Source organism: Kitasatospora sp. NPDC056651 (assembly GCF_042792155.1).
In the GTDB taxonomy this organism is placed as follows: Bacteria; Actinomycetota; Actinomycetes; order Streptomycetales; family Streptomycetaceae; genus Kitasatospora.
In genome coordinates this window covers 1-20,719 of the sequence record NZ_JBHTWX010000145.1, presented here as the reverse complement: position 1 = coordinate 20,719, position 20,719 = coordinate 1, and the positions used below count along the sequence as shown (strand labels likewise).

Genomic DNA, 20,719 nt, shown 5'->3' with positions numbered 1-20,719 from the left:
ACGGAGACCTTAGACAAGCCTCATCGTCCCAGTTCAGAAGGCACTTTCGCGTTCCCGCTCATGATCCGGACACGGCCCCAAGTGAAACGCACAGGTTAGCTGGGTCAGATCGCCAAGTTGGGTCTGCGTCAAGCCAGCCGCCTTACGCAACCTGCGCAGTTGGGCTCCAAACGCCTTGAGGGGTGAAGCCGATGGATCCAGCTGAGACTCGCGCATGGCCAGACCTCCACTGCCGAGTGAGTACCACCCGGAGAAACTGTCAAGTGGGAAAGCCTTCCGATCGTAGCGGGCAAAGCGCCACCATGGCTACACCCGGTGATTCGCCGGAAGCACAGCGCAACCCTCGGAGGCCTCATATGCCCTCCACGGAATCCCGAGACTCTCTTCCAACTCACCTAATTTTCACTGGACTTCTCGAACCCCATCCGCACGCACCCCTTGAGGCACTTCCCCATGCCCACCGCCCGCCGCCCGCGCATGTTCGTCGCGCGCCTCGACTCCTGCGTCGAATCCGCGCCCCTGGCCCGCTACATGCTCCGCGCCTACCTCTCCGGACTGCCCGCCGGAGAGCGCTACGCCGAGACCGCCGAGCTGCTCCTGTGCGAGCTCTTCGCCAACGCCGTCCGGTACTCCGACGCGCCCGACGACCAGCACATCGAGATCCGCTTCGCGCTCGTCAACTCCCGCCTGCGCCTCGAAGTCCACGACGCCGGGGGCGGCCGCCCTGTCCTCCGCACCGCCGCTCCGGACGACGAGCACGGGCGTGGCCTGTTCCTCGTCAACGAGCTGGCCGAGCGCTGGGGCTGCTGCCCCCGCCCCGGCAGTCCCGGCAAGTTCGTCTGGGCCCTCATCGCGCCCGCCCCCACCCCCGTCCTCGTCACCGCCTGAAAGCCGAACCCCACCCCATGCACCTCGCCACCCTCGCCCGCCACACCCTCTCCCGTGGCGCCACCCCCGCCGCCACCTACGCGCTCCTCGCCCGCCTCGGCCACCAGCCCCTGCCCTGCGCCGAGGCCGTCTGCGTCGCCCTCGCCATCCCCGCAGCCGAAACCACCCGCCGCCTCGCCGAATGCCACGACGCCCTCCTCGCCGACCCCCGCCCCAACGCGGAATCCGACACCGGCGAAGTCCTCGAAGCCCTCGGCGTCTTCGACGTCCCCAAGCAGCTCACTCCCACCGAGCGCACCGTCGTCGCCCACTTCCTGACGGCCATCGACGCCATGGGCGGCATCCGGCCCGGCCACCAGCACGGCCTCCAGCGCTGGTTCACCACCGGCAACCTCACCGCCGCCTACCTCTCCCTCGCCGCCACCCACCCCCTGCCCCGCACCGGAAACCCCGCCACCTACTGGACCACCCTCGTCCAGGTCGGCGAGCTCCTCACCACCACCCCCAACCCCGACCCCCGCATCCGCTACGCCCTCACCCACTGCCGCACCCAAGCCACCCGCACCTGAATCCCGGGGTGGCGTAGGAAGTCGGCCCGGCCGACTTCCTACGCAGCAGGTCACCGCCAGGAGGGCTACTGCCCCGGGCGGTCCGGCTCGGGCCTCATCAGCAACAGGTCCTCGCCCCAGGCGTCCAGCAACGCCCCGTGCCCGGCGGCCCGGGCGGCCGCCTCGACCCGGGCGAAGATCCGCTGCTGCAAAGCCACTTCGCCAGTAGCGGTGACCCGGGCCACCGCATCCAGCAGTTCGGCACCCTCCCACCCCGGCGGCGTGAACCGGTCCAACTCCCAGGCCAGGTACGTGTTGTACGGGCGCGCCCGACGGTCCAGGGCGAAGAGCAGGTCCAGCAGGAATCCCACGCTCGCCGCCACGTCGAGGTGGCCTGCCAGCCGGTCGCCGTCACGGTGGTTCTTGACCGGGCGGTAGAGCGAGTTGGCGTAGGCGTCCAGCAGGGCGGCGCCGGACCGGAAGGCCTCCTCGACACCGAGCCGTCCCATCGCGGCGACGATCCGGGCGACCTCCCCGCCCCGGAGGTCGAGCAGCACCCGGGGGCGGGCGATGGCGTACCGCTCCCAGTCGGCGGGGCGGCGGAACCGTTCCAGGGTGGTGACGACCAGGTCGAGCCGAGCGGACCGGTAGCCGTCCGGATCGAGGACGCGACGTAGAGGTCGTGGTCGGAGTGCCGGGTGGCCATGCCCTCGTGGGCCCCGGGAGCCCTTGAGGACGAGCCCCACGACCGCTCCGGGTCAGCGGTCGCTTCCGCGACGATCGCCGCGAACTCCGGTGTCACGCCAGGTCCTTGCGCATCAGCGTGCACATCGTCTCGTACCGCTGGAGCGAGCCGTCCTCGGCCTCCACGTCCCAGGAGTCCGGCTCGCGGCCGAAGGCCCGGTAGCCCAGGCGCTCGTAGAGGGCGCGGGCACGCGGGTTGCTCTCCTCCACCTTGAGTTCGGCGCGGGTCAGGCCCCGGGCGGCGATCCGCTGCTCTGCGGAGCGGATCAGCAGCGTGCCGATCCCGCAGGACCGCAGGGCCGGATGGACGCCGAGCTGCCAGAGCGTGCCGGCGCCGGGCTTGACGGTGTAGTCGACGCCGCCGACCGCCACCGGGAGCCCGACCGGCGCGCAGACCGCCAGGTAGTCGACCTCGCCCGCCTCCGCTCGGCGGATCTGGTGGACGAGTTCGCGCACGTGCTTCGGGGAGCCGGCCCACCCGCAGGACGGCAGGTCCGCCTCGGTGAGGGCGCGCACCGACAGATGCAGTCCGATCTCGGTCATCGCCGCGATCCCTTCGACTCCGGCAGCGGCCGTCCGCCATTGCAGCAAGCCGGTCCCCGTGCCGTCCAAGGGGTTTCGGACCGGCCCCGACCGGCAGGAGCAGGCTGTGGACCGGAGCCCCGGTTCCGGTGTTCGATCGGCTGATGGAAATACTGCCCCGAGAGATCCGCATGCCCCTCGACGAGGTCGTCGCCGTCCTCCGGGACCTGAACGAGTTCGTGGTGTCCCTCGACCGGCTCGGGTCCCGCCAGGCGGCCGGGACCGCCGACGAGTCCACCGTCGGCAGGTTCGTCGCCGACTGGGACGTCGCCCGGCGGCTGGCCAGCGCCCGGCACGTCATCGGGGTCGCGCTGGATGCGCAGCTGAGCGAGGAGGAGATCGCCGAGATCGACGCCCTGTGCGACCGGGGCCGCTTCTACGGCTCGGAGGGCGCCGGTGGCTCCCACTGACGGTTCGGGTTCCACCTGGTGCGCAGGACGTCGGACCCGTCGACTTCCTGCGCCGCTCCGCCGCCGTGTGGGCGGTCCGGGTCTGCGGACTCCTTCGTGCCGTCTGGTGGTCAGGGGCGGGTGGCGGTGACCAGCCAGGCGGCGGTGCGCAGGTGGACGCCGGTGGGCCGTTCGTACGGGGCGAGGGCGGTGGCCAGGGCGGCGCGCACCTGATCGGCGCCGCTCGGGCCGTCGCCGCCCGCCGCGTCGAGCAGGTCGGCCAGGTGCCGGCCCGGGCCGGAGCCCAGGAGGTGGTCGGCGGCGTCCTGCGCGTCGCGGCCGAAGTGTCCGGCGGACTCGACGGCTTCGGTGCGCACGTCGGCGAAGCCGGCCGCGCCGAGGACCCGGCGGATCTCCGCGGGGTCGGCGAGCGAGAACATCCCCGGCCCGGAGACCGGCCCGGCGGACGCGGCGCCCTCCTGCGGGACGGGCAGGGCTGCGCGCGCAGTGCCGTAGGCCTGGATCCACTCGCACCGGGCCGGGTCGGACACGCAGACGAAGGCGAGGCGGCCGCCGGGGCGCAGTGCGCGGCCGATGTTGGCGAAGGCGGCGACGGGGTCTTCGAAGAACATGATGCCGAAGCGGCTGATGGCGACGTCGAAACCGGCGGTGGGGAGGGGGTGGACCTGGGCGTCGCCCTGTTCGAAGGCGGCCCGGTCCAGGCCTTCCTCGGCGGCGAGGGTGCGGGCGCGGTCGAGCATGGGTGCGGAGAGGTCGAGGCCGAGGGCCGTGCCGCGGGTGGCGGTGCGGGCGGCGAGGCGGGTGGTCTGGCCGGCGCCGCAGCCGATGTCGAGGACGTGGTCTTCGGGGGTGAGGGCGGCCGCGGTGAGGAGGGGCTGGTCGAAGCCTTCGTTGACGGCGTTCCAGCGGTCGTGGTGGTCGCTCCAGTACCGGCCTTCGTCGCCGTTCCAGGCTTGGGACTGTGCGGAGTTGACGAGCTGGCGCATGGGGTCGCTCCTGCCGGGCCGTTAGGATGGGCGTCTGCCCATCACAAGGTATGGGCAGACGCCCATACTGGCAAGGAGGAACCCGGTGTCACCACGCGGCGTAGCGATCCCCGACGCCAGGGAGCGGCTGTTCGAGGCGGCCGAGCGCGTACTCGCCCGGGAGGGGGCGGCCGGGCTGACCAACCGGGCCGTCACCGAGGAGGCGGGGCTGGCGAAGGGACTGCTGTACAGCCACTTCGCCGACCTGGACGACTTCGTCGCCCAGCTGGTCCTGGACCGCTTCGAGGCGATCGCCGAGGAGGTGCGGGCACTGCCGGAGCGGGCGGGCCGGGGCGAGGTACGGGAGAACCTGACGGGCGCGGCGCTCGCGCTGCTCGGCACGAACGGGGCCGCGCTCGCGGCGGCGGCGCTGTCCCGCGGCGAAGTCGCGCGGCGGGTACGGGAGGCGTGGGAGGGCGGCGCGCCAGGGCCGGGCGCGGTCGAGGAGGCGATGGCGCGTTACCTGGAGGCCGAGCAGCGGCTCGGCCGGGTGGCGGCGGACGCCGACTGCCCGATGCTGGCGCTCGCGGTCACCGGGACGGTGCACCATCTGCGGATGCACGGCAGCGTCCAGGCGGCGGACGGCCCCGAGTCGGTCCGCCGCCTGGTCGCGGCCCTGGTGGCGGCGCCCTGAGGACAGCGGCGCCCTGAGGGCAGGGGGTCTACGGGGCGCCGAGGAGCTGGGCGCGCAGCGCGGCGCCGCCGGTCTCGGCGAGCCAGTCGTCCAGGGTGCGCAGTCCGGGGTGGATGACCCGCAGGGCCTCGATGTCGGCGTGCCAGCGGTGTCCGGCGGCCCACTGGTCGCGGACCTCGGCGAACTCCGGGTTCAGCGCGGCGGCTTCGTCGTGGGTGAGCTGCTGGTAACGCACCGGGATTCCGGTGGCGGCGCTGATCGCGGCGGCGGCCTCGACGGGGGTCGGGGCGTCGCCGGCCAGCTCCAGGGTCCGTCCGGCGAAGCGCTCGGGCTGTTCGAAGGCCAGGGCCGCGAACTCGGCGATGTCCTCCAGCGCGATGACCTGGAGGGGGTCGTCCGGGGTGAACAGGTGGCGGTGGACGCCGTCCACGATCCCGTCGAGGCTGAAGCCGTTGATCCCGAGGTAGTTGGTCATGAACCGCACCGGGCGCAGCACGGTCACGAGCGGGATCCGTTCGCGCAGGTACTCCTCGGTGCGGCGTTTGCCCGGTGCGGTGAACGCGGCGCCGGTGGTGGAGGCGACGCCGGTGAAGACGACCTGGCGGATGCCGGTGGCGGCTGCCGCATCGGCCAGGGCGCGGCCTCGGGCGAATTCCCGTTCGGTGTCGGTGCCTGACGGGCCGTAGGCGACCGGGGGTACGGCGAACAGGGCGGTGGCGCCGGCCAGGGCGGGACCGAGGCCGGCGGGGTCGTCGAGGTCGGCGTGGGCGAGTTCGGCTCCGGCGCGGGCGAGGGCGACGGCGGCGGGTGCGGTGCGGTCGCGCACCAGTGCGCGGACCGGGCGGCCGGCGGCCAGCAGGCGGCGTGCGGTGGCGCCGCCCTGTTTGCCGGTGGCGCCGGTCACGGCGACGAGGCCCCGGGCGGTGCCGGTTTCGGTGGCGGGGCGGCGGGTGGGTTCGGCGGTCATGTCGTCCTTCCTCGTCCCCGGGGCGCGGTCGGCGGGGAGCCGGTGTGGTCGGCCCGGGGTATCTGGGACACTTCAACCCGGTTGGCTCCGGGGGGACAAGGGGTTTCGTGACATGACGTCAGTGACCGGCGGTGGTAGCGGTGGCGGCGGTGATAGCGGTGGCGGCGGCGAGCGGGCCGACGCCCGTCGCAACCGGGCGAAGGTGCTGTCGGCCGCCGGGGAGGCGTTCGCCGAGCACGGGCTCGACGTCCCGCTCGGCGAGGTCGCGCGCCGGGCCGGGGTGGGCGCGGGCACCGTGTACCGGCACTTCCCGAGCAAACAGGCCCTGCTGGAGGCGGTGTTCGCCCGCCAGCTGGACGAGTTGGTCGCCTCCGGCGAACGGCGGATGGCCCGGTTCGCGCCCACCGAGGCGTTCTTCGGGTTCCTGCTGGAGGTCGTCGAGACGTCCGGGCGGCGCGGGCCGGTGTGCGAGGTCGTCGCGGCGGACGGGAGTTGGCCGCATCCGCTGCTCACGGCCTCGGTGCTGCGCTTCCGCCAGGTGCTGACGGCGTTGCTGCACGCGGCGCAGCGGGCGGGCGGGGTGCGGGCCGACCTCGGTCCCGACGATGTCGCGTCGTTCGTCGTGGGGTGCGCGTCGATGGTCGGTGCCCGTCGCGACCGGGCGGCCGGGCTCGGGCTCGCGCGGTTGGCGCTGGAGAGTCTGCGGCCTTCCGGCCCCGTCACGGAACGACCGGTCTTTCGTGACGGCCCGGGTGTCGTTCGGGGGGCTTCGGCAGACTGCGAGGAGTGCGGGGCGGCGCTCATGGTCCGGCCCACCGGCCGTCCGGTGCGCTACTGCGGTGCCACCTGCCGGCAGCGGGCCCGGCGCCGGCGCCTCGCCGGCTGAGCGGCCGGCCGGACAGCGCGCGTACGGGTGCCGTCCTCCGCCGCGCGGCGGGGGCCGGCACCCGTACGCGGCAGGTCAGTTGTCGTTGTTGACCTTGGTGTAGGCGGCGCTGTAGCCGGTCGGACAGTAGAGGGTGTCGCTGCCGTCGCCCGTGTGCCAGAGGCCGTTGACCGTCGCCTGGCTGCCCTTGACGTTGTCGTTGTTGCACACCAGCACCAGCTGCCAGTGGTTCTTCGGGGCGGTGGTCTGGCAGCTCACCGAGCCCCAGTTCGTTCCCTGGTTCATGAAGCAGTACGAGGTCGCCGACGCGCTCGGCGCCGCCATCACACCGGCCGCCACCAGCAGCGCCGCACCGGTCCCCAGAGCAGCGATTCGACGCATGGCCTTCTCCTTTGTCGCGCCTCGAACAACGTGTGCGGACAGCATGCCGAAGATGCGGTCAGTTGTATCCACCGGTGACGCAACTGGCCGAAATCATTCCTTCCGCTTACGCGGGGGGCTCCCGGCCGGGCTGCTGCCGGAGCGGATCTGGGGGCTGTTACGAAACTTGTTCTGTTAGAGGGCGCAATGCCTCTCTCCAGTCAACAGCGCTGACCTGCACCGATGCCGCCCCAACTACTCGACCACCGCGGCGTGGTAGCCTGATGGCGGTCGGGCATACGTGTGTCCGGCACGATGCCCGCCTCGATGGCGGGCTTTTTTGTTTCCGCTTCAGAAGACCCCCGTCAGCCTCGCTGGCGGGGGTCTTCTGCGTTCCCGGGGTTCGGGGAGGTCGAGGTGTCGGTTCGGGTGCTCCTGTGTGTCGTGCTGGTGGGAGTCCTGGCAGTGGTCTGCGTCGTGGCCATGGTGATCCATGGCCTGCTGGCCAGGATCGCGATGAGTCGGGCGCGTCCGGAGGACCTGCCCCGGCTCCTTGAGGGCAGCGGGAAGACGTTGACGGGCTTGTTCGGTTTCTTCAGTCGCCGGGTCCCGATCGCCCGAGACGCTTCCGTCCCTTCGGACGGCGAGGCTTCTGCCGCCGAAGAAGGAGAGCTGCGATGAGGCGCAGGATCTACGGGCCCGATCACGACCCCGTCTCCCGCCACCTGGGCGAGGACGTCATCGGCCCTGCCCTCCAGGTTCTGGGGAGCGGTCCCCGCACACTGCTGCTGCACCTGCTCCACGGTGCGCCGATCGGCCAGATCGCCAGGCAGATGCGCGTCCCCACGTACGTCATCTCCGACTACGTGTCGCATCAGCTCGACCGCCTGGCCACGTCGGAGCACGCGGAGGCGCTCCGGGAGGAACTGAGCAGCCCGCACGGACCGCGCTACTCGTCCGAGGTCTGGGCGTCGAGGACGGCAGTACCGATCCACCGGTGCGAGAGGCCCGGCTGTTCGTCGCCTCCGTTCACGCAGCCGACCACCGGACGCCCTCGGCGTTTTTGCAACAACGCCTGCCGCCAAGCGGCTTACCGGGCGCGGAAGCTGGCCAAGCCCGTGGAGACCACCGTGCCCACGGCCGCCGCGCGAACCTATCGCCTCACCTCCTACTCCGACGCGCCGCCACAGCTCCCGGCGCCGGAGAAGCCCTGGGCTGCAGTGCGGTTCACCGGGTTTACGCGGTACCTCGACCGCACTGTCGAAGTGTGGTCGTCGCCACCCGCGCCGCCTTCTCAAGAGCATGGGCGCATCGGGATGTTCGGGGTCGGCATGAGGTCGACCATCCGCCTTCTCGACCTCCTCGCGCCGCTCCACAGGCGGACCCCGGGCACCCCCCGGCGGCCGGTCGCCGGTGACGTCACGGACGAGGTCGCGGAACTCCTGCGCCTGGTCACGCTCGTGAGCCGTACGGCCGCGCCGGGCACCCCCGGGCGCCGGTCCGTCCTCGCCTCCCCCAGGCACCGCATCCTCAGCACGGTGCCCCAGCGGGTGGCCCCGTCTTGGCTGCGCCCCGGGGGCTCCTGGGTCCCCCTGCCGGAGCCGCTCACGCCGCCCCGCACCTGGGCGTGCCCGTCGCAGCCGGGCCACGGGCCGCAACGGAAGCCCGCCCGCCCGGGGGCCACCCGGCGGCCCACGCCGTGGGTGGCTCCTCGCCGCCGGCGCCGGCGGTCACGGTAGGGCGGGGTGACCGAGGGGCGGCCAAACCGCAGGGCCCGGACCGCGACAAGCGGTCCGGGCCCCGGCGCCTCAGAATTTACCGATGAGACATCACATCGTGCTGCACTGACCCGACTTGGGACCCTTCACCGTGTTCTCGAGCCCCCCGTCGACCGGCGCCGGCTTGTTGCCGGAGCAGTCCAGCGGCCCGCGCACGGTGGTGCCGGCCAGCAGGGTGGCGCCCGTGTTCAGGGCGGCGTGCAGCGGGCCGGCGACCGTGGTGCGCAGGATCGCCGTGGTGCCGGTGGTGCCGCTGACGGCGACCGGGCCGTTGACGGTGGTGTCGCTCAGCACCAGGGTGCTCGCGCCGCGGGCGGAGAGCGGGCCGTTGACGGTGGAGTCGACGGCGACCAGGGCCGCGCCGGGCTGCACCAGGACCGGGCCGTCGATGCTCGCGCCCTGGAGGCAGGTGACGCCGGCGGTGACGGCGAGCGAGGAGTGCTTGCCGCGCACGGTGGTGGTGCAGGCGGGCACCGCGCCGACGGTGAGCGGCTGTTCGGCCTTCACCCCGCCGACGGTGACGCTCAGCGTCCCGCTGCCCGGGCGCAGCCCGGTCAGGGTGGCGGTGGCCGGGTCGTAGGCGGCGACGGCGGTGCGCGGGGCGCTCGCGGCGGTGCCGATGTGCACGCCGGTGCCGCCCCACTGGGCGGTGACCGGCCAGGCGACGGGCACGGTGCGCTCGCCGTCCTGGCGGAAGGTGGCGTCGACCGGGGCGGTTTCGAGCAGGCCGAGGGCGGTGGGGGCCTTGAGGTCGACGGCGTCGGCGCGGGCCCGCGTCTCGGCGCGCAGCCACGCGGAGGCGTCGTCGGCGACGGCGTAGGGGTCGCTGACGCGGCCGGCGGCGGGGTTGACGCCGAGCATGGTCCAGCCGGTGAAGCCGCCGCGGTCGGGTTCGGAGGCGGGGCCCTTGCCGGAGTTGCCGTTGATCAGGTGCGGGACGCCGTCGATGCTCTGGGCGTGGAAGGCGCCGACGTGGCCGGTGACCATGGCGGCGGACTTGCCGCCGGTGCGGAAGTCGGCGAGCCACTGTTCGACGAGGGCGGCTTCCTTGCGGTCGCCGAGCTGGCTGCCCTGGTCGGGCAGCGGGTCGCGGGTGGGGTGGTGTTCGAAGAGCAGCAGGCCGGTGATGTTCGGGTCCTTGGCGGCGCCGTCGAGGGCGGTGCGCAGGGTGGCGATCTGGTCGAAGCCGCCGGCGCGCAGGGTGCCGAGCGAGCTGTTGAGGGTGACGAATCGGGTGCCCTTGACGTCGAACACCTGGGTGGTGTCGCCGAAGGCGGCCTTGAAGTTGTCGATGGTGCCGGGGCCCATGACCTCGTGGTTGCCGGGCACGTAGTGCCAGGGGATGCTGTGGCCGGTGAGCTGGTCGAACTCGTCCAGGATCCTGCGGGCGAGGGCGAAGTCGGCGGGGGCGGCCTCGTCGACGAGGTCGCCGTCGATGACGAGCAGGTCGGGCTTGGCGGCGGCGATGTCGCGCAGGGTGCGGCGGGCGGCCTGGACGATGTCGCTGTCGGGGGCGCGGGCGATGAACTGGGCGTCGGACATGACGGCGACGCGCAGCGGGCGGCCGTCGACGGTGCCGTGGGTGAGGACGACGGGGTCGGTGACCTTGGGCTGGACGGGCAGTTCGACGTCGGGGGCGACCTTGACGCGCAGGTCGGCGAGGGTGAGGGCGCCGGTGTGCAGGCTGCTGAGCTGTCGCGCACGTTCGGGTGCGTGCGGAAGGTCTACAACCTGGCGTTGCAGGCCCGCACGGAGGCGTGGACGCTTCGCCAGGATCGGGTCAACTACACTGCCACCTCAGCGATGCTGACGGCGTGGAAGAAGACCGAGGAGTTGACCTACCTCTGCGAGGTGTCCAGCGTGCCATTGCAACAGGCACTCCGGCACTTGCAGGGGGCCTTCGCCAATTTCTGGCAGAAACGGGCCAAATACCCGACGTTCAAGTCCCGGAAGAAGTCTCGCAAATCCGCCGAGTACACCAGCTCGGGGTTCCGGTTCCGCGACGGACGGCTCACACTGGCAAAAATGGACCAGCCGTTGGCCATCGTGTGGTCCAGGCCTCTGCCGGACGGGGCGGCGCCGTCCACGGTGACCGTGTCGCAGGACTCTGCTGGGCGCTGGTTCGTCTCCCTGCTATGTGACGACTGGCCCACCATGCCCGAGCCGTTCCACACGGCCGTGGGCATCGACGCTGGTATCGCCGCGCTGGTAACACTCTCCACCGGAGAGAAGATCACCAACCCGAGGCACGAGCGCAAGGACCGCGAGCACCTCGCCAGGGCCCAACGCAACCTGTCCCGCAAGGCCAAGGGTGACGGAGCGAACCGGGCCAAGGCCCGCGTCAAGGTAGCCAGGATCCACGCGAGGATCGCCGACCGACGCAGGGACTTCCTCCATAAGCTCACCACTCGACTCGTTCGTGAGAACCAAACGATCGTGATCGAGGATCTGACCGTCCGGAACATGCTCAAGAACCGGACACTTGCCCGTACCATCGCGGACGCGGGCTGGACCGAACTGCGGTCCATGCTGGAGTACAAAGCCAGTTGGTACAGCAGGGACCTGGTCGTTGTCGACCGTTGGTTCCCCTCGTCCAAACTGTGCTCGGCCTGTGGCACTCTGCGGGGCAGGATGCCACTGAACGTCCGCAAGTGGACGTGCGTCTGTGGGACGACCCACGACCGGGACGTCAACGCAGCGAAGAACATCCTGGCCGCCGGGCTGGCGGTTGCAGCCTGTGGAGACGGTGTAAGACCTCAACGGAGCACTCCGGGCGGGCAGTCGTCGACGAAGCAGGAAAACGTCCCACCGCAGCGCTCACGCGCAGCGGCTCAGCCGCGAGGCTGAGGGGGAACCCCTGCCCGATCAGGGCGGGGAGGATGTCAAGTCGAAGTAGTCGCCGTTGATCGCGGCGACGGCTCCGGCACCGTGGGCCATGTCGGTGACGGTCTGGCGGGTGGTCACCTTGCCGGAGGACAGGTAGTCGACGCTCAGGCCCTTGGTGTCGAGGTCGGCGACGAGGACCTTGCCGCGGATCCAGCCCTTGCCGCCGAGGCGGTCGAAGGAGGTCATGGTCAGGCCGGGGGCGATGGGGGTGACCTCGCGGCGGGTGACGACCGACTCCCCCGGGCGGTCCAGGACCAGGCCGGGGTCGGCGGCGCGGGCCGCGTCCTTGGCCGGGGCGGGGGCGGCCCAGGCGGGGGCGGCGAGGACGGGCAGGCCGGCGGCCAGCGCGGTGGCCAGGGCGAGCGTGCCCAGGGCGCGGCGGCGGGCGCGGGGGCTGGTGCGGGGGCTGGTGCGGGCGGGCGCGGTGGCGGCTGCGGTCGGGGGTGGCATGTGGGGCTCTCCTCGGACGGCGGCGGGCTCGGGTGCTTGCGGCGGCGTGCGGGGCGCCGCGGTCGCCGTTCGCCCGCCGGCGGTGCGGCCCGGGGTGTTTCCCCCGGGCAGCAGGCAGTCAACCGTGCACGGACGACCTCCGGTCCACGGCTCGGTGAACCCGTCCGCTCGGTGCCGCGAACAGGCCGGCCGATCCGGTGGGAACGTCCGGAAAGCCGACGTACCGCCACATAGCGGGTTACGGCGGTTGCCCCTCCCCCAGGGGCAGGGGGCACAGTGGCGGGCGTGCCGGAAGACGTGATCACCATCGGCGAACTCGCCGCCCGCAGCAGGCTCAGCCTCAAGGCCCTGCGGCTCTACGACGAGCGGGGGCTGCTGCCGCCCGCCCTGGTCGACCCGGGCAGCGGGGTGCGCCGCTACGGGCCGGCGCAGGTGGAGCGGGCCCGGCGCATCGCGCTGCTGCGCGCCGCCGGACTGCCGCTGGCGCGGATCGCGGCGGTGCTGGACGTCGGCGCCGCGCGGGGCGAGCGGGAGCTGCTGGCGTACTGGCGGGAGCGGGAGGCCGAGCACGCGGCCCGCCGGGAGGCGGTGGGCTACGCCCGGGAGGTCCTGGCCGGGAGGAGCGCCGCCCTGTTCGAGGTCGCGGAGCGTGAGGTGCCCGAGCGGCTCGTCCTGTTCGTCCGGCGGCACGTGGACGCCGCCGCGCTGCCCGGCTTCCTCGCCGAGGCGGGCGAACTGCTGCTGGGGCGGCTGCGGGAGGTGGGGGCGTGCCTGTCGGCGCCGCTGTTCGCGGTGTTCCACGGCCTGGTGGGCGAGGACTGCGCCGCCCTGGTGGAGGTCTGTGCCCCCACCCCGAACGCCGTCGGGCCGCACGGGCCGTTCGGGGTGCGCGTCGAGCCGGCGCACCGCGAGGCGTACACCGGGCTGGCCCGGCGGCCGGCCGCCGCGATGGCCGCCGTCCACGACGCGGTGGGGGCGTGGGTGAGCGCCCGCGGGTACCGGCGGGGCGGGCCGAACCGGGAGGTGTACCACCCGGACTGGGCGACGGCCGGGCCGGACGAGCACGTCGTGGACGTCGCCGTGCCGCTGGCCTAGGTGTACTGACCTCGGCGTCCCCGCGCCCTCGGCGTCCTCGCGACACCGCCCCGGGCGGCGCGGGACGATGGAGGGGAGGAGGTCGCGCCATGGCCACCGTGTTCCACCCGCGCACGGCCGAGGGCAGGGTCGTGCTCGCCGTCCTGGCCCTGGTCCTGGTGGAGGTCGTCGTGCTGGGCGTCGCGCCGTCGCGGGAGCGGGCCCTGCTCGGTGCGGTCCTCGCCGGTGCCGCGGCCGGGGCGTTCATGGTCGTCGCGGCCCTGCTGCACGGCCGCCGGGCCACGCGGACGCGCCCGCACCCGCACCCGCACCCAGCTGGCGAGGCCGACGGGGCCGACGGGGCCGGTACGAACGGCGGGGCCGGCGTGTGGTTCGAACCCGGGGCGCTGGACGGCTTCCCGCTGGAGCGGGTGCGCCCGCTGCTGCGCTCGGGACGGGTGGGCAGCGTGGACCAGCTGTACACCGGCTGGGTGCTGGCCACCCACGGTCACGACGCCGCGTGGATCGCCCGCCACCTCGACCTGCCAGCCGAAGCCGCCCACCTGCTGGTCGAGGCCGCCCGCCACCGGCCGGCCCCGGGCACCGACCCCGCCGACCCCGCCTACAGCGCCGCCTCCGCCCCCGGTTCCAGGACGAACTCCGCGTCGTCCGCGTCGTAGTCGTACAGCTCTCCGTAGCGGCCCCAGTCGATGGCGGTCTCCAGCTGGAGACGGGCGTCGGCGAGGTCGAAGCCGCGGCGCAGCAGGTCGAGGAAGAAGTCCTCGCGCAGTTCGTGGTCGTCGGTGGCGGCGAGGGCCTGCACGATGGCGCGGACCAGGGGGGCGCGTTTGGCGGCGGCGCGGGCGAAGAGCTGCTTGCTGGTGAGGATGTCGGCGGCGGAGAACTCGCGGCCGGCGTCGGTGACGGCCAGGCGCCCGTCGGCGGTGGTGGCCAGGCCCAGCAGGACGGCGGCGTCGACCAGTGGCAGCAGGTCGTCCACCTCGAAGTTCAGCTCGTCGGCGATCTCGGCGAGGCCTTCCTCGCCGCCCATGGCGAGCAGGATCTGCAGCAGGCCGGCCAGGCCGCCGACGCTGGCTCGGGGCAGCGGCACGGTGGTCGGGGTGAGCGGCGGGCGGCCGGGCGCGGCCGTGGCGGCGGGGGTCTCCTCGCGGCCGGTGAGGATGCCGTAGACGGTGTCGACGAGCGCCTCGAACTGCGGGGTGCGCCGGTCGCGGGGGCGGGGCAGGTCGACGGTCAGTTCGGAGCGGATCCGTCCGGGGTTGCTCGACAGCACCAGGATGCGGTCCGCCAGCAGTACCGCCTCCTCGATGTTGTGGGTGACGATCAGGATCGACTTGACCGGTGCCTCGTGGCCCTCCCACAGTCCGACGAGTTCGGAGCGCAGGTTCTCGGCGGTCAGCACGTCCAGGGCCGAGAACGGCTCGTCCATGAACAGCGCGTCCGGTTCGACGACCAGGGCGCGGGCGAATCCGACCCGCTGGCGCATGCCGCCGGACAGCTCCTTGGGGTAGGCGCCCTCGAAGCCGTCCAGGCCGATCAGGTCGATCGCTTTGAGTGCGCGTTCCCGGCCCTCCTGTTCGGCCACTCCGCGTGCCTGGAGGCTGAGTTCGACGTTCTGCTGGACGGTCAGCCAGGGCAGCAGCGCGAAGGATTGGAACACCATCGCCACGCCGGGGTTGGCGGCGGTCAGCGGTGTGCCGCGGTAGGCGACGGTGCCGGAGGAGGGGGCGATCAGCCCGGCCAGGCAGCGCAGCAGGGTGGACTTGCCGGAGCCGGACTTGCCGAGCAGGGCGACGATCTCGCCCTGGTCGAGGTGGAGGCTGATGTCGTCGAGGACGGGCAGGGCGCGGCCGTCGGGGGTGGTGAAGGTCTTGGTGACGCTGTCGGCCTCGACGATCGTGGTGCGGTCGCTGCCGGCGGTGCTGGCGGTCATCGCGGGCTCCGGGGTCAGGGGGCAGGGGTCAGGGGTCAGGGGTCAGGGGGCAAGGGTCAGGGAGCGTGACGGGGGTCGGTGGGGCGGTGCCGGGGCGTCAGAGGGCGTAGCGGGTGTCGGCGAGGCGGTAGAGGCGGCGCCACAGCAGGCGGTTGAGGGCGACGACGTAGACGCTCATGACGGTGATGCCGACCAGGATCCTGGGGAAGGCGCCGGTGGCGGTGGCGTCGGTGATGTAGGCGCCGAGGCCGGTGGCGGTGAGGTGGTGCGCGCCGTAGTCGACGACCTCGGCGACGATGGAGGCGTTCCAGGCGCCGCCGGCGGCGGTGATCCCGCCGGTGACGTAGTAGGGGAAGACGGCGGGCAGGATGAAGGCGCGCCAGCGCAGCCGGCCGCGGACCTGGAAGCCGGTCATGGCCTCGCGCAGGTCGGTGGGGATCGCGGAGGCGCCGGCGACGACGTTGAAGAGGATGTACCACTGGGCGCCGAGGGCCATCAGGAGGACCGAGCCGAAGTCCAGCGAGATCCCGAGGGCGACGAAGGCGGCGGTGGCGAACGGGAACAGGAAGTTCGCCGGGAAGCTGGCCAGCACCTGGACCACCGGCTGGGCGAAGCGGGTGACCTTGGGGTTCATCCCGATCCAGACCCCGACGGGCACCCACACCGCGGTGGCCGCCACGAGCAGCGCCACGACCCGGCCGAAGGTGAGGGCGCCGAGCCAGAAGGCGTGCCCGAACTCGCCGAGGCCGACGGTCGTGTGGATGTAGTCGAAGGCCCGCCAGGCGCCGTAGGCGACGGCCGCGGCGACGGCGCCGGCGAAGAACACGTCCCCGGTGCGCTCGCGGACGGTGGTGCGGGCGAGCGGGTGCTCGGCGAGGCCGAAGACCCGGGTGCCGCGGTCCAGGGCCCGGCCGACCGGGCGCAGCGGGTGGGCGGCCCGTTCGGGGAGGCTGGAGCGGCGCAGCACGTCCAGGACGACGCTGCGGGGCCGGTCGGCGGCTTCGGCCTCCTCCACCCGGAAGCGTTCGGACCAGGCGACCATCGGGCGCCAGAACAGGACGTTCACGCCGATCACCATGACGATCATCACGGCGATGGCGATGCCGACCTGTCCGAGGTCGCCGGCGGCGATGGCGGTGGCGGCGTAGGAGCCCATGCCGGGCAGGGCGTAGTGGTGGCCGAGCACGCTGATCGATTCGGAGGCGGCGAGGAAGAACCAGGCGCCGCCGAAGCTCATCATGCCGTTCCAGACCAGGGGGATCATTCCGCTGGGGACGTCCAGGCGCCAGAACCGCTGCCACTTGGTCAGCCGCATGATCCGGGCGGCTTCGTCGAGTTCGCGGGGCTGGGCGGTGAGGGAGGCGTAGAAGGCGAAGGTCATGTTCCAGGCCATCGAGGTGAAGATCGCGAAGATCGACGCGCACTCCAGGCCGAGGATCGAGCCGGGGAAGAGGTTGATGAAGGCCGTCACGGTCACGGACAGGAAGCCGAGGACGGGGACCGACTGGAGGATGTCCAGCACCGGCAGCAGGACCTTCTCGGCCCGTTTCATCCGGGCGGCGGCGGTGGCGTAGACGAAGGTGAACAGGACCGAGGCGAGCAGGGCGATGAACATCCGCAGCAGGGAGCGCACCGCGTAGGAGGGCAGGTCGGCGAGGTCGGTGGAGACGGTCGCCGGGGCCTGCTGGGGCAGGAAGGGGGCGTTGAGCGAGGGCGCGAGGCGCAGCAGTCCGTACAGCAGTGCGACCAGGGCGGCGGTGACGAGGACGTCGATCCAGCGCAGCCGGGGCCGCTGCCACACTCCGCGCGACGGGTACTCGCCCTCGCGTGCCACGCGCACCACCGCCCGATCGGCCCGGGCCGGTCGCTCGCCGCCCAGGCGGTACTGAACCACGGCGGGCCCCGTGGGGCCGGGGAGCGAGGGGGCCGACGTGCGGACTCTCACCGGCTCGGCGGAACCCGGCGGGGCTCGCCCGCCGGGGCTCGCCCGCCGGGGCTCTCGTCCTGACGGGGAGCTGACGGGGAGCTGACGGCGGGGGCGCGGCGGGGGCTCGGGGGGCCTGCCGGGGGTCGCTCGGCGGGGCCGTTCCCGTACGGATGGTCACCGCCCCGGTGTGCGACGGGTCACACTCCCGGGCCGGTCGGGGGCTTCGAGTGAGCAGGGTCACGCCCGGCGCGGGTTCGCGGCGCCCGGTGGCGGGTGCCCCCGGCAGGACTGGGCGGGCGCCGCTCCGGCACGGGCGAAGGGCCCGTCCGCTTCGGGACCTTGGTCGTGAATCCCCTCGACCTTCGGCCCGGTGGCGCCCCCGTGAAGGCCGGGCAACCGTGGACGGTCGCCCGTTGTGACCGGGCGACGGCGCCGTCCGAGGTGGGCGGCGTCTTCCCCTGCCGTCTACCCGGCGCACGGTGCGCAGTGCGCGCCGTACGCTCCGGAGGACCCCAAGTACATGTCCCAGACCATCGACAACGCCCCGTATACCGCCTTCCACCGCAGGCTGGCCCTCGCCTGTTCGGGCGGACCACTGCTCGACGGCTACATCCTGAGCATCGTCGGCGTCGCCCTGATCGGGATGCGCCCGGACCTCGGGCTCTCCACCGCCGAGGTCAGCCTGATCGGCGCCGCCGCCCTGGTCGGCATGTTCGTCGGCGGCGCGCTCTTCGGCGTGCTGACCGACAAGATCGGCCGGGAGGTGATGTACACCGCCGACCTGCTCGTGATGGTCGCCTGCTCGGTGCTCTCCTTCTGGGTGGACGCGGTGTGGGCGATCACCGTGCTGCGCTTCGTGCTCGGCATGGCCGTGGCCGCCGACTACCCCATCGCCACCTCGCTGCTCGCCGAGTGGCTGCCCGCCAAGCAGCGCGGCCGCCTGCTCGGGAAGCAGATCATCGCCTGGTACGCCGGCTCCGTGCTCGCCTACGTGGTGGGCTACCTGTTCCTGGAGCTGGCCGGACCGGGCAGCTGGCGCTGGATGCTGGCGAGCTCCACGGTGCTGTGCGTGGTCTTCCTGGTGATCCGGCGCGGCTCGCCGGAGTCCCCGCGCTGGCTGGCGGCCAACGGGCGGGTCGGTGAGGCGGTGCGCCTGGTCGAGAAGCACCTGGGCGTGCGGGTGGACGGCCGGGAGCTGATGCCCGACCCCGCCGAGCGCGGCCGCCCCGCCGGGCTGCGCCTGCTGATGACCCAGCCCTACCGGCGCCGCACCCTGTTCTGCGGCCTGTTCTTCCTGTGCCAGGTCGGCCCGCTGTTCGCGATGCTCACCTTCGGCCCGCAGATCCTCTCCTCCTTCGGCATGCCGGGCGGCAACCTGATGGAGACCCTCGGCACCGGCCTGATCAGCCTCGTCTTCCTGCTCGGCTGCTACCCGGCGCTGCGCCTGATCGACACCCGGGGCCGGCGTCCCGTCATCATCTGGTCGTTCGCGCTGATGACCGTCCCGCTCGCGCTGCTGGGCGTGTGGCCCACCGCCCCGGCGGCCGTCGCGCTGCTGGCGCTGTGCGCGTACGCCTTCCTGTGCGGCGGGCCGAACGTGCTCGACTGGACCTACCCCAACGAGCTGTTCCCCACCGAGATCCGGGCCACCGCCGTGGGCATCGCCACCTCGGTCAGCCGGATCGGCGCGGCCGTCGGCACCTACCTGCTGCCGCTGTCGCTGACCGGGCTCGGCACCGGGCCGACCATGCTGATCGCCGCCGGGGTCACGGCGGTGGGGCTGCTGATCTGCGTGGCGTGGGCCGAGGAGACGCGCGGCACCGCGCTCGGGGCCTCGCCGGCCGCCGCCTCCGGTGCCGGTGCCCGCCCGGCGCGGGGCTCCGCCCCGGCGCAGCGGGTGCCGCAGACGGCACGCTGACGGCGCTCGCGTACGGCATTCACGTGCGGCATTCGCGTACGGCGCTTCGACGGCGCCGCCCGGTTCGTCCGGGCTGCGCCGTCTTGGTGACGGACCGTCAGTTCACCGCGACCGGAGGCGCGACCGTCGGCCCCACGCACTTCTCGCGCGGTTCGACGCTCCGGCCCCCGCCCGCGCCCCGTCAGGCCAGGTCGCCGCGCTCGCGCAGCAGCGGCAGCGGCAGCGGCAGCGGCAGGAGGTGGTCGCGCACGGCCGGGGCCAGGCGCAGGGTGTCTCGCCGGTGACTGCGAGGTCGGTCACGAAACGGGATTGTCGCAGGTGGGAGGGTGCGCGAAAGAGCCACCTTGCAGGTATGTGCATGCACAACTATTGTTTGCGAGTGTAAATGCAGCCGCAAAAGTTGCACGCTCGTCGGCCCATTGCCCTGGCGCCGACTCACCGGGAGTCCGATATGAGCAGCTCTCTCTTCGCCCCCCTGACCCTGCGGGGTCTGACCGTCGCGAACCGGATCTGGATGCCGGCGATGTGCCAGTACAGCGCCGCCCCGGACGGCGACGCGGCCGGCGTCCCGACGGACTGGCACCTCACCCACCTCGCGTCCCGCGCCGCCGGCGGCACCGGGCTGATCATCACCGAGGCCACCGCGATCAGCCCCGAGGGCCGCATCAGCCCGTACGACCTCGGCATCTGGAACGACGAGCAGGCCGCCGCCTTCCGGCGGATCACCTCCTTCCTGAAGAGCCAGGGCACCGTCCCGGCCATCCAGCTCGCCCACGCCGGGCGCAAGGCCTCCACCGAGCGCACCTGGGTCGACCGCGGGCGCCCCGTCACCCCCGACGAGGAGCACGGCTGGACCCCGGTCGCCCCCAGCGCCGAGGCCTTCGACGCCTCCCACACCACCCCGGAGGAGCTGACCGAGGAGCAGATCGGCGAGATCGTGCGACAGTTCGCCGACGCCGCCCGGCGCGCGCTGGACGCCGGCTTCCAGGTCGCCGAGGTCCACGGCGCCCACGGCTACCTGGTCCACCAGTTCCTCTCCCCCGCGGCCAACCGCCGCACCGACGGCTACGGCGGCTCCTTCGAGAACCGCATCCGCTTCGCGCTGGAGGTCGTCGACGCCGTCCGCTCGGTGTGGCCCGAGGACCTGCCGGTCTTCTTCCGCGTCTCCGCGACCGACTGGCTCACCGAGAACGCCGAGGACGGCCGCGAGGGGTGGACCTCCGAGGACACCGTCCGCCTCGCCAAGGAGCTCCAGGCGCACGGCGTGGACCTGCTGGACGTCTCCACCGGCGGCATCGTCCCCGACGCCCGGATCGAGGCCGCGCCCGGCTTCCAGGTGCCCTTCGCCGAGGCCGTGCGCAACGGCACCGGCCTGCCGGTGGCGGCCGTCGGCCTGATCACCGATCCCGCCCAGGCCCAGGCCATCCTCACCGGGGGCCACGCCGACGCCGTCCTGCTCGGCCGCGAGCTGCTGCGCGACCCGTACTGGGCCCGCCACGCCGCCGCCGAACTCGGCGGCGAGGTCGCCGCCCCCACCCAGTACCACCGCGCCTGACGGCCGCCCGCGGGGGTGGGGGTGGGAAGCCGGCTCCGTGACTCTGCTGGCGAAGTCGTTCGGGGCAGGTGTGGGACAGTGAGTGCCGACAAGGTGCCTGTCTGTAGGGGTGGTTGTGCTTCGTCCTGGTGAT

22 protein-coding genes are annotated in these 20,719 nt (G+C 73.1%); 11 read left to right on the top strand and 11 right to left on the bottom strand.

The window, feature by feature from the left end:
* Positions 1–33 precede the first annotated feature (33 nt).
* The gene (locus tag ACFRAR_RS35475; RefSeq protein ID WP_380703954.1) at positions 34–216 is read right to left on the bottom strand and encodes a helix-turn-helix domain-containing protein; all 183 of its coding nucleotides are present in this window, start codon (positions 214–216) and stop codon (positions 34–36) included.
* Between the two features lie 237 nt (positions 217–453).
* On the opposite strand from ACFRAR_RS35475, the gene ACFRAR_RS35470 reads away from it, so the two are divergent.
* Both ACFRAR_RS35470 and ACFRAR_RS35465 read left to right on the top strand, forming a co-directional pair.
* A complete protein-coding gene (locus ACFRAR_RS35470) occupies positions 454–888 on the top strand; it encodes an ATP-binding protein (RefSeq protein ID WP_380703952.1) in 435 nt (144 codons plus the stop codon).
* 17 nt (positions 889–905) lie between these two features.
* Complete coding sequence (locus ACFRAR_RS35465; RefSeq protein ID WP_380703950.1) at positions 906–1,457, top strand: hypothetical protein; 552 nt, start codon at positions 906–908, stop codon at positions 1,455–1,457.
* A gap of 65 nt (positions 1,458–1,522) precedes the next feature.
* Here ACFRAR_RS35465 and ACFRAR_RS35460 read toward each other — a convergent pair whose 3' ends face one another.
* Together ACFRAR_RS35460 and ACFRAR_RS35455 are read right to left on the bottom strand one after the other, a co-directional pair.
* Positions 1,523–2,182 (bottom strand): hypothetical protein, encoded by a 660-nt coding sequence (locus ACFRAR_RS35460; protein ID WP_380703948.1) that lies wholly within the window; start codon positions 2,180–2,182, stop codon positions 1,523–1,525.
* A 52-nt stretch (positions 2,183–2,234) separates the two neighbouring features.
* The gene (locus ACFRAR_RS35455; protein ID WP_380703946.1) at positions 2,235–2,723 is read right to left on the bottom strand and encodes a GNAT family N-acetyltransferase; all 489 of its coding nucleotides are present in this window, start codon (positions 2,721–2,723) and stop codon (positions 2,235–2,237) included.
* 143 nt (positions 2,724–2,866) lie between these two features.
* On the opposite strand from ACFRAR_RS35455, the gene ACFRAR_RS35450 reads away from it, so the two are divergent.
* Positions 2,867–3,172 (top strand): hypothetical protein, encoded by a 306-nt coding sequence (locus ACFRAR_RS35450; RefSeq protein WP_380703944.1) that lies wholly within the window; start codon positions 2,867–2,869, stop codon positions 3,170–3,172.
* 110 nt (positions 3,173–3,282) lie between these two features.
* On the opposite strand, the gene ACFRAR_RS35445 is transcribed toward ACFRAR_RS35450, so the two are convergent.
* On the bottom strand, positions 3,283–4,158 hold the full coding sequence (locus ACFRAR_RS35445; RefSeq protein WP_380703942.1) for a class I SAM-dependent methyltransferase: 876 nt from the start codon (positions 4,156–4,158) through the stop codon (positions 3,283–3,285).
* An 85-nt stretch (positions 4,159–4,243) separates the two neighbouring features.
* Between ACFRAR_RS35445 and ACFRAR_RS35440 the strand changes: the two genes are divergently transcribed.
* Positions 4,244–4,831: a TetR family transcriptional regulator gene (locus ACFRAR_RS35440; protein ID WP_380703940.1), complete on the top strand. Its 588-nt coding sequence runs from the start codon at positions 4,244–4,246 to the stop codon at positions 4,829–4,831.
* A 28-nt stretch (positions 4,832–4,859) separates the two neighbouring features.
* On the opposite strand, the gene ACFRAR_RS35435 is transcribed toward ACFRAR_RS35440, so the two are convergent.
* A complete protein-coding gene (locus ACFRAR_RS35435) occupies positions 4,860–5,798 on the bottom strand; it encodes an NmrA family NAD(P)-binding protein (protein WP_380703938.1) in 939 nt (312 codons plus the stop codon).
* A gap of 112 nt (positions 5,799–5,910) precedes the next feature.
* Here ACFRAR_RS35435 and ACFRAR_RS35430 point away from each other — a divergent pair, with 112 nt between their 5' ends.
* Positions 5,911–6,684 carry a TetR/AcrR family transcriptional regulator gene (locus tag ACFRAR_RS35430; RefSeq protein WP_380703936.1) on the top strand — a complete coding sequence of 258 codons (774 nt, stop codon included), beginning with the start codon at positions 5,911–5,913 and terminating at the stop codon, positions 6,682–6,684.
* Positions 6,685–6,759: 75 nt separating this feature from the next.
* Here the strand turns inward: ACFRAR_RS35430 and ACFRAR_RS35425 are convergent, their stop codons facing one another.
* Positions 6,760–7,065 (bottom strand): hypothetical protein, encoded by a 306-nt coding sequence (locus ACFRAR_RS35425; protein ID WP_380703934.1) that lies wholly within the window; start codon positions 7,063–7,065, stop codon positions 6,760–6,762.
* 396 nt (positions 7,066–7,461) lie between these two features.
* Here ACFRAR_RS35425 and ACFRAR_RS35420 point away from each other — a divergent pair, with 396 nt between their 5' ends.
* Positions 7,462–7,725 carry a hypothetical protein gene (locus tag ACFRAR_RS35420; protein WP_380703932.1) on the top strand — a complete coding sequence of 88 codons (264 nt, stop codon included), beginning with the start codon at positions 7,462–7,464 and terminating at the stop codon, positions 7,723–7,725.
* A 1,148-nt stretch (positions 7,726–8,873) separates the two neighbouring features.
* Here ACFRAR_RS35420 and ACFRAR_RS35415 read toward each other — a convergent pair.
* On the bottom strand, positions 8,874–10,379 hold the full coding sequence (locus ACFRAR_RS35415; protein WP_380703958.1) for a metallophosphoesterase family protein: 1,506 nt from the start codon (positions 10,377–10,379) through the stop codon (positions 8,874–8,876).
* A gap of 120 nt (positions 10,380–10,499) precedes the next feature.
* Here ACFRAR_RS35415 and ACFRAR_RS35410 point away from each other — a divergent pair, with 120 nt between their 5' ends.
* Positions 10,500–11,669 carry an RNA-guided endonuclease InsQ/TnpB family protein gene (locus ACFRAR_RS35410; protein WP_380703956.1) on the top strand — a complete coding sequence of 390 codons (1,170 nt, stop codon included), beginning with the start codon at positions 10,500–10,502 and terminating at the stop codon, positions 11,667–11,669.
* Positions 11,670–11,687: 18 nt separating this feature from the next.
* Here ACFRAR_RS35410 and ACFRAR_RS35405 read toward each other — a convergent pair whose 3' ends face one another.
* The gene (locus ACFRAR_RS35405; RefSeq protein WP_380703930.1) at positions 11,688–12,158 is read right to left on the bottom strand and encodes a hypothetical protein; all 471 of its coding nucleotides are present in this window, start codon (positions 12,156–12,158) and stop codon (positions 11,688–11,690) included.
* A gap of 285 nt (positions 12,159–12,443) precedes the next feature.
* On the opposite strand from ACFRAR_RS35405, the gene ACFRAR_RS35400 reads away from it, so the two are divergent.
* The gene (locus tag ACFRAR_RS35400) at positions 12,444–13,253 is read left to right on the top strand and encodes a MerR family transcriptional regulator (RefSeq protein WP_380703928.1); all 810 of its coding nucleotides are present in this window, start codon (positions 12,444–12,446) and stop codon (positions 13,251–13,253) included.
* Positions 13,254–13,342: 89 nt separating this feature from the next.
* Complete coding sequence (locus ACFRAR_RS35395) at positions 13,343–13,912, top strand: hypothetical protein (protein WP_380703926.1); 570 nt, start codon at positions 13,343–13,345, stop codon at positions 13,910–13,912.
* Here ACFRAR_RS35395 and ACFRAR_RS35390 read toward each other — a convergent pair.
* Together ACFRAR_RS35390 and ACFRAR_RS35385 are read right to left on the bottom strand one after the other, a co-directional pair.
* Positions 13,855–15,186 (bottom strand): nitrate/sulfonate/bicarbonate ABC transporter ATP-binding protein, encoded by a 1,332-nt coding sequence (locus ACFRAR_RS35390; RefSeq protein ID WP_380703924.1) that lies wholly within the window; start codon positions 15,184–15,186, stop codon positions 13,855–13,857. The two genes, ACFRAR_RS35395 and ACFRAR_RS35390, sit on opposite strands and share 58 nt — an antisense overlap.
* Positions 15,187–15,283: 97 nt before the next feature.
* Positions 15,284–17,080 (bottom strand): ABC transporter permease, encoded by a 1,797-nt coding sequence (locus ACFRAR_RS35385; protein WP_380703922.1) that lies wholly within the window; start codon positions 17,078–17,080, stop codon positions 15,284–15,286.
* A gap of 553 nt (positions 17,081–17,633) precedes the next feature.
* Between ACFRAR_RS35385 and ACFRAR_RS35380 the strand changes: the two genes are divergently transcribed.
* Positions 17,634–19,031 (top strand): MFS transporter, encoded by a 1,398-nt coding sequence (locus ACFRAR_RS35380; protein ID WP_380703919.1) that lies wholly within the window; start codon positions 17,634–17,636, stop codon positions 19,029–19,031.
* A 181-nt stretch (positions 19,032–19,212) separates the two neighbouring features.
* Here ACFRAR_RS35380 and ACFRAR_RS35375 read toward each other — a convergent pair whose 3' ends face one another.
* Complete coding sequence (locus ACFRAR_RS35375) at positions 19,213–19,374, bottom strand: hypothetical protein (protein ID WP_380703917.1); 162 nt, start codon at positions 19,372–19,374, stop codon at positions 19,213–19,215.
* A gap of 108 nt (positions 19,375–19,482) precedes the next feature.
* Here ACFRAR_RS35375 and ACFRAR_RS35370 point away from each other — a divergent pair, with 108 nt between their 5' ends.
* Positions 19,483–20,586, top strand: coding sequence for an NADH:flavin oxidoreductase/NADH oxidase (locus ACFRAR_RS35370; protein ID WP_380703915.1), 1,104 nt, complete (start codon positions 19,483–19,485; stop codon positions 20,584–20,586).
* Positions 20,587–20,719 lie beyond the last annotated feature (133 nt).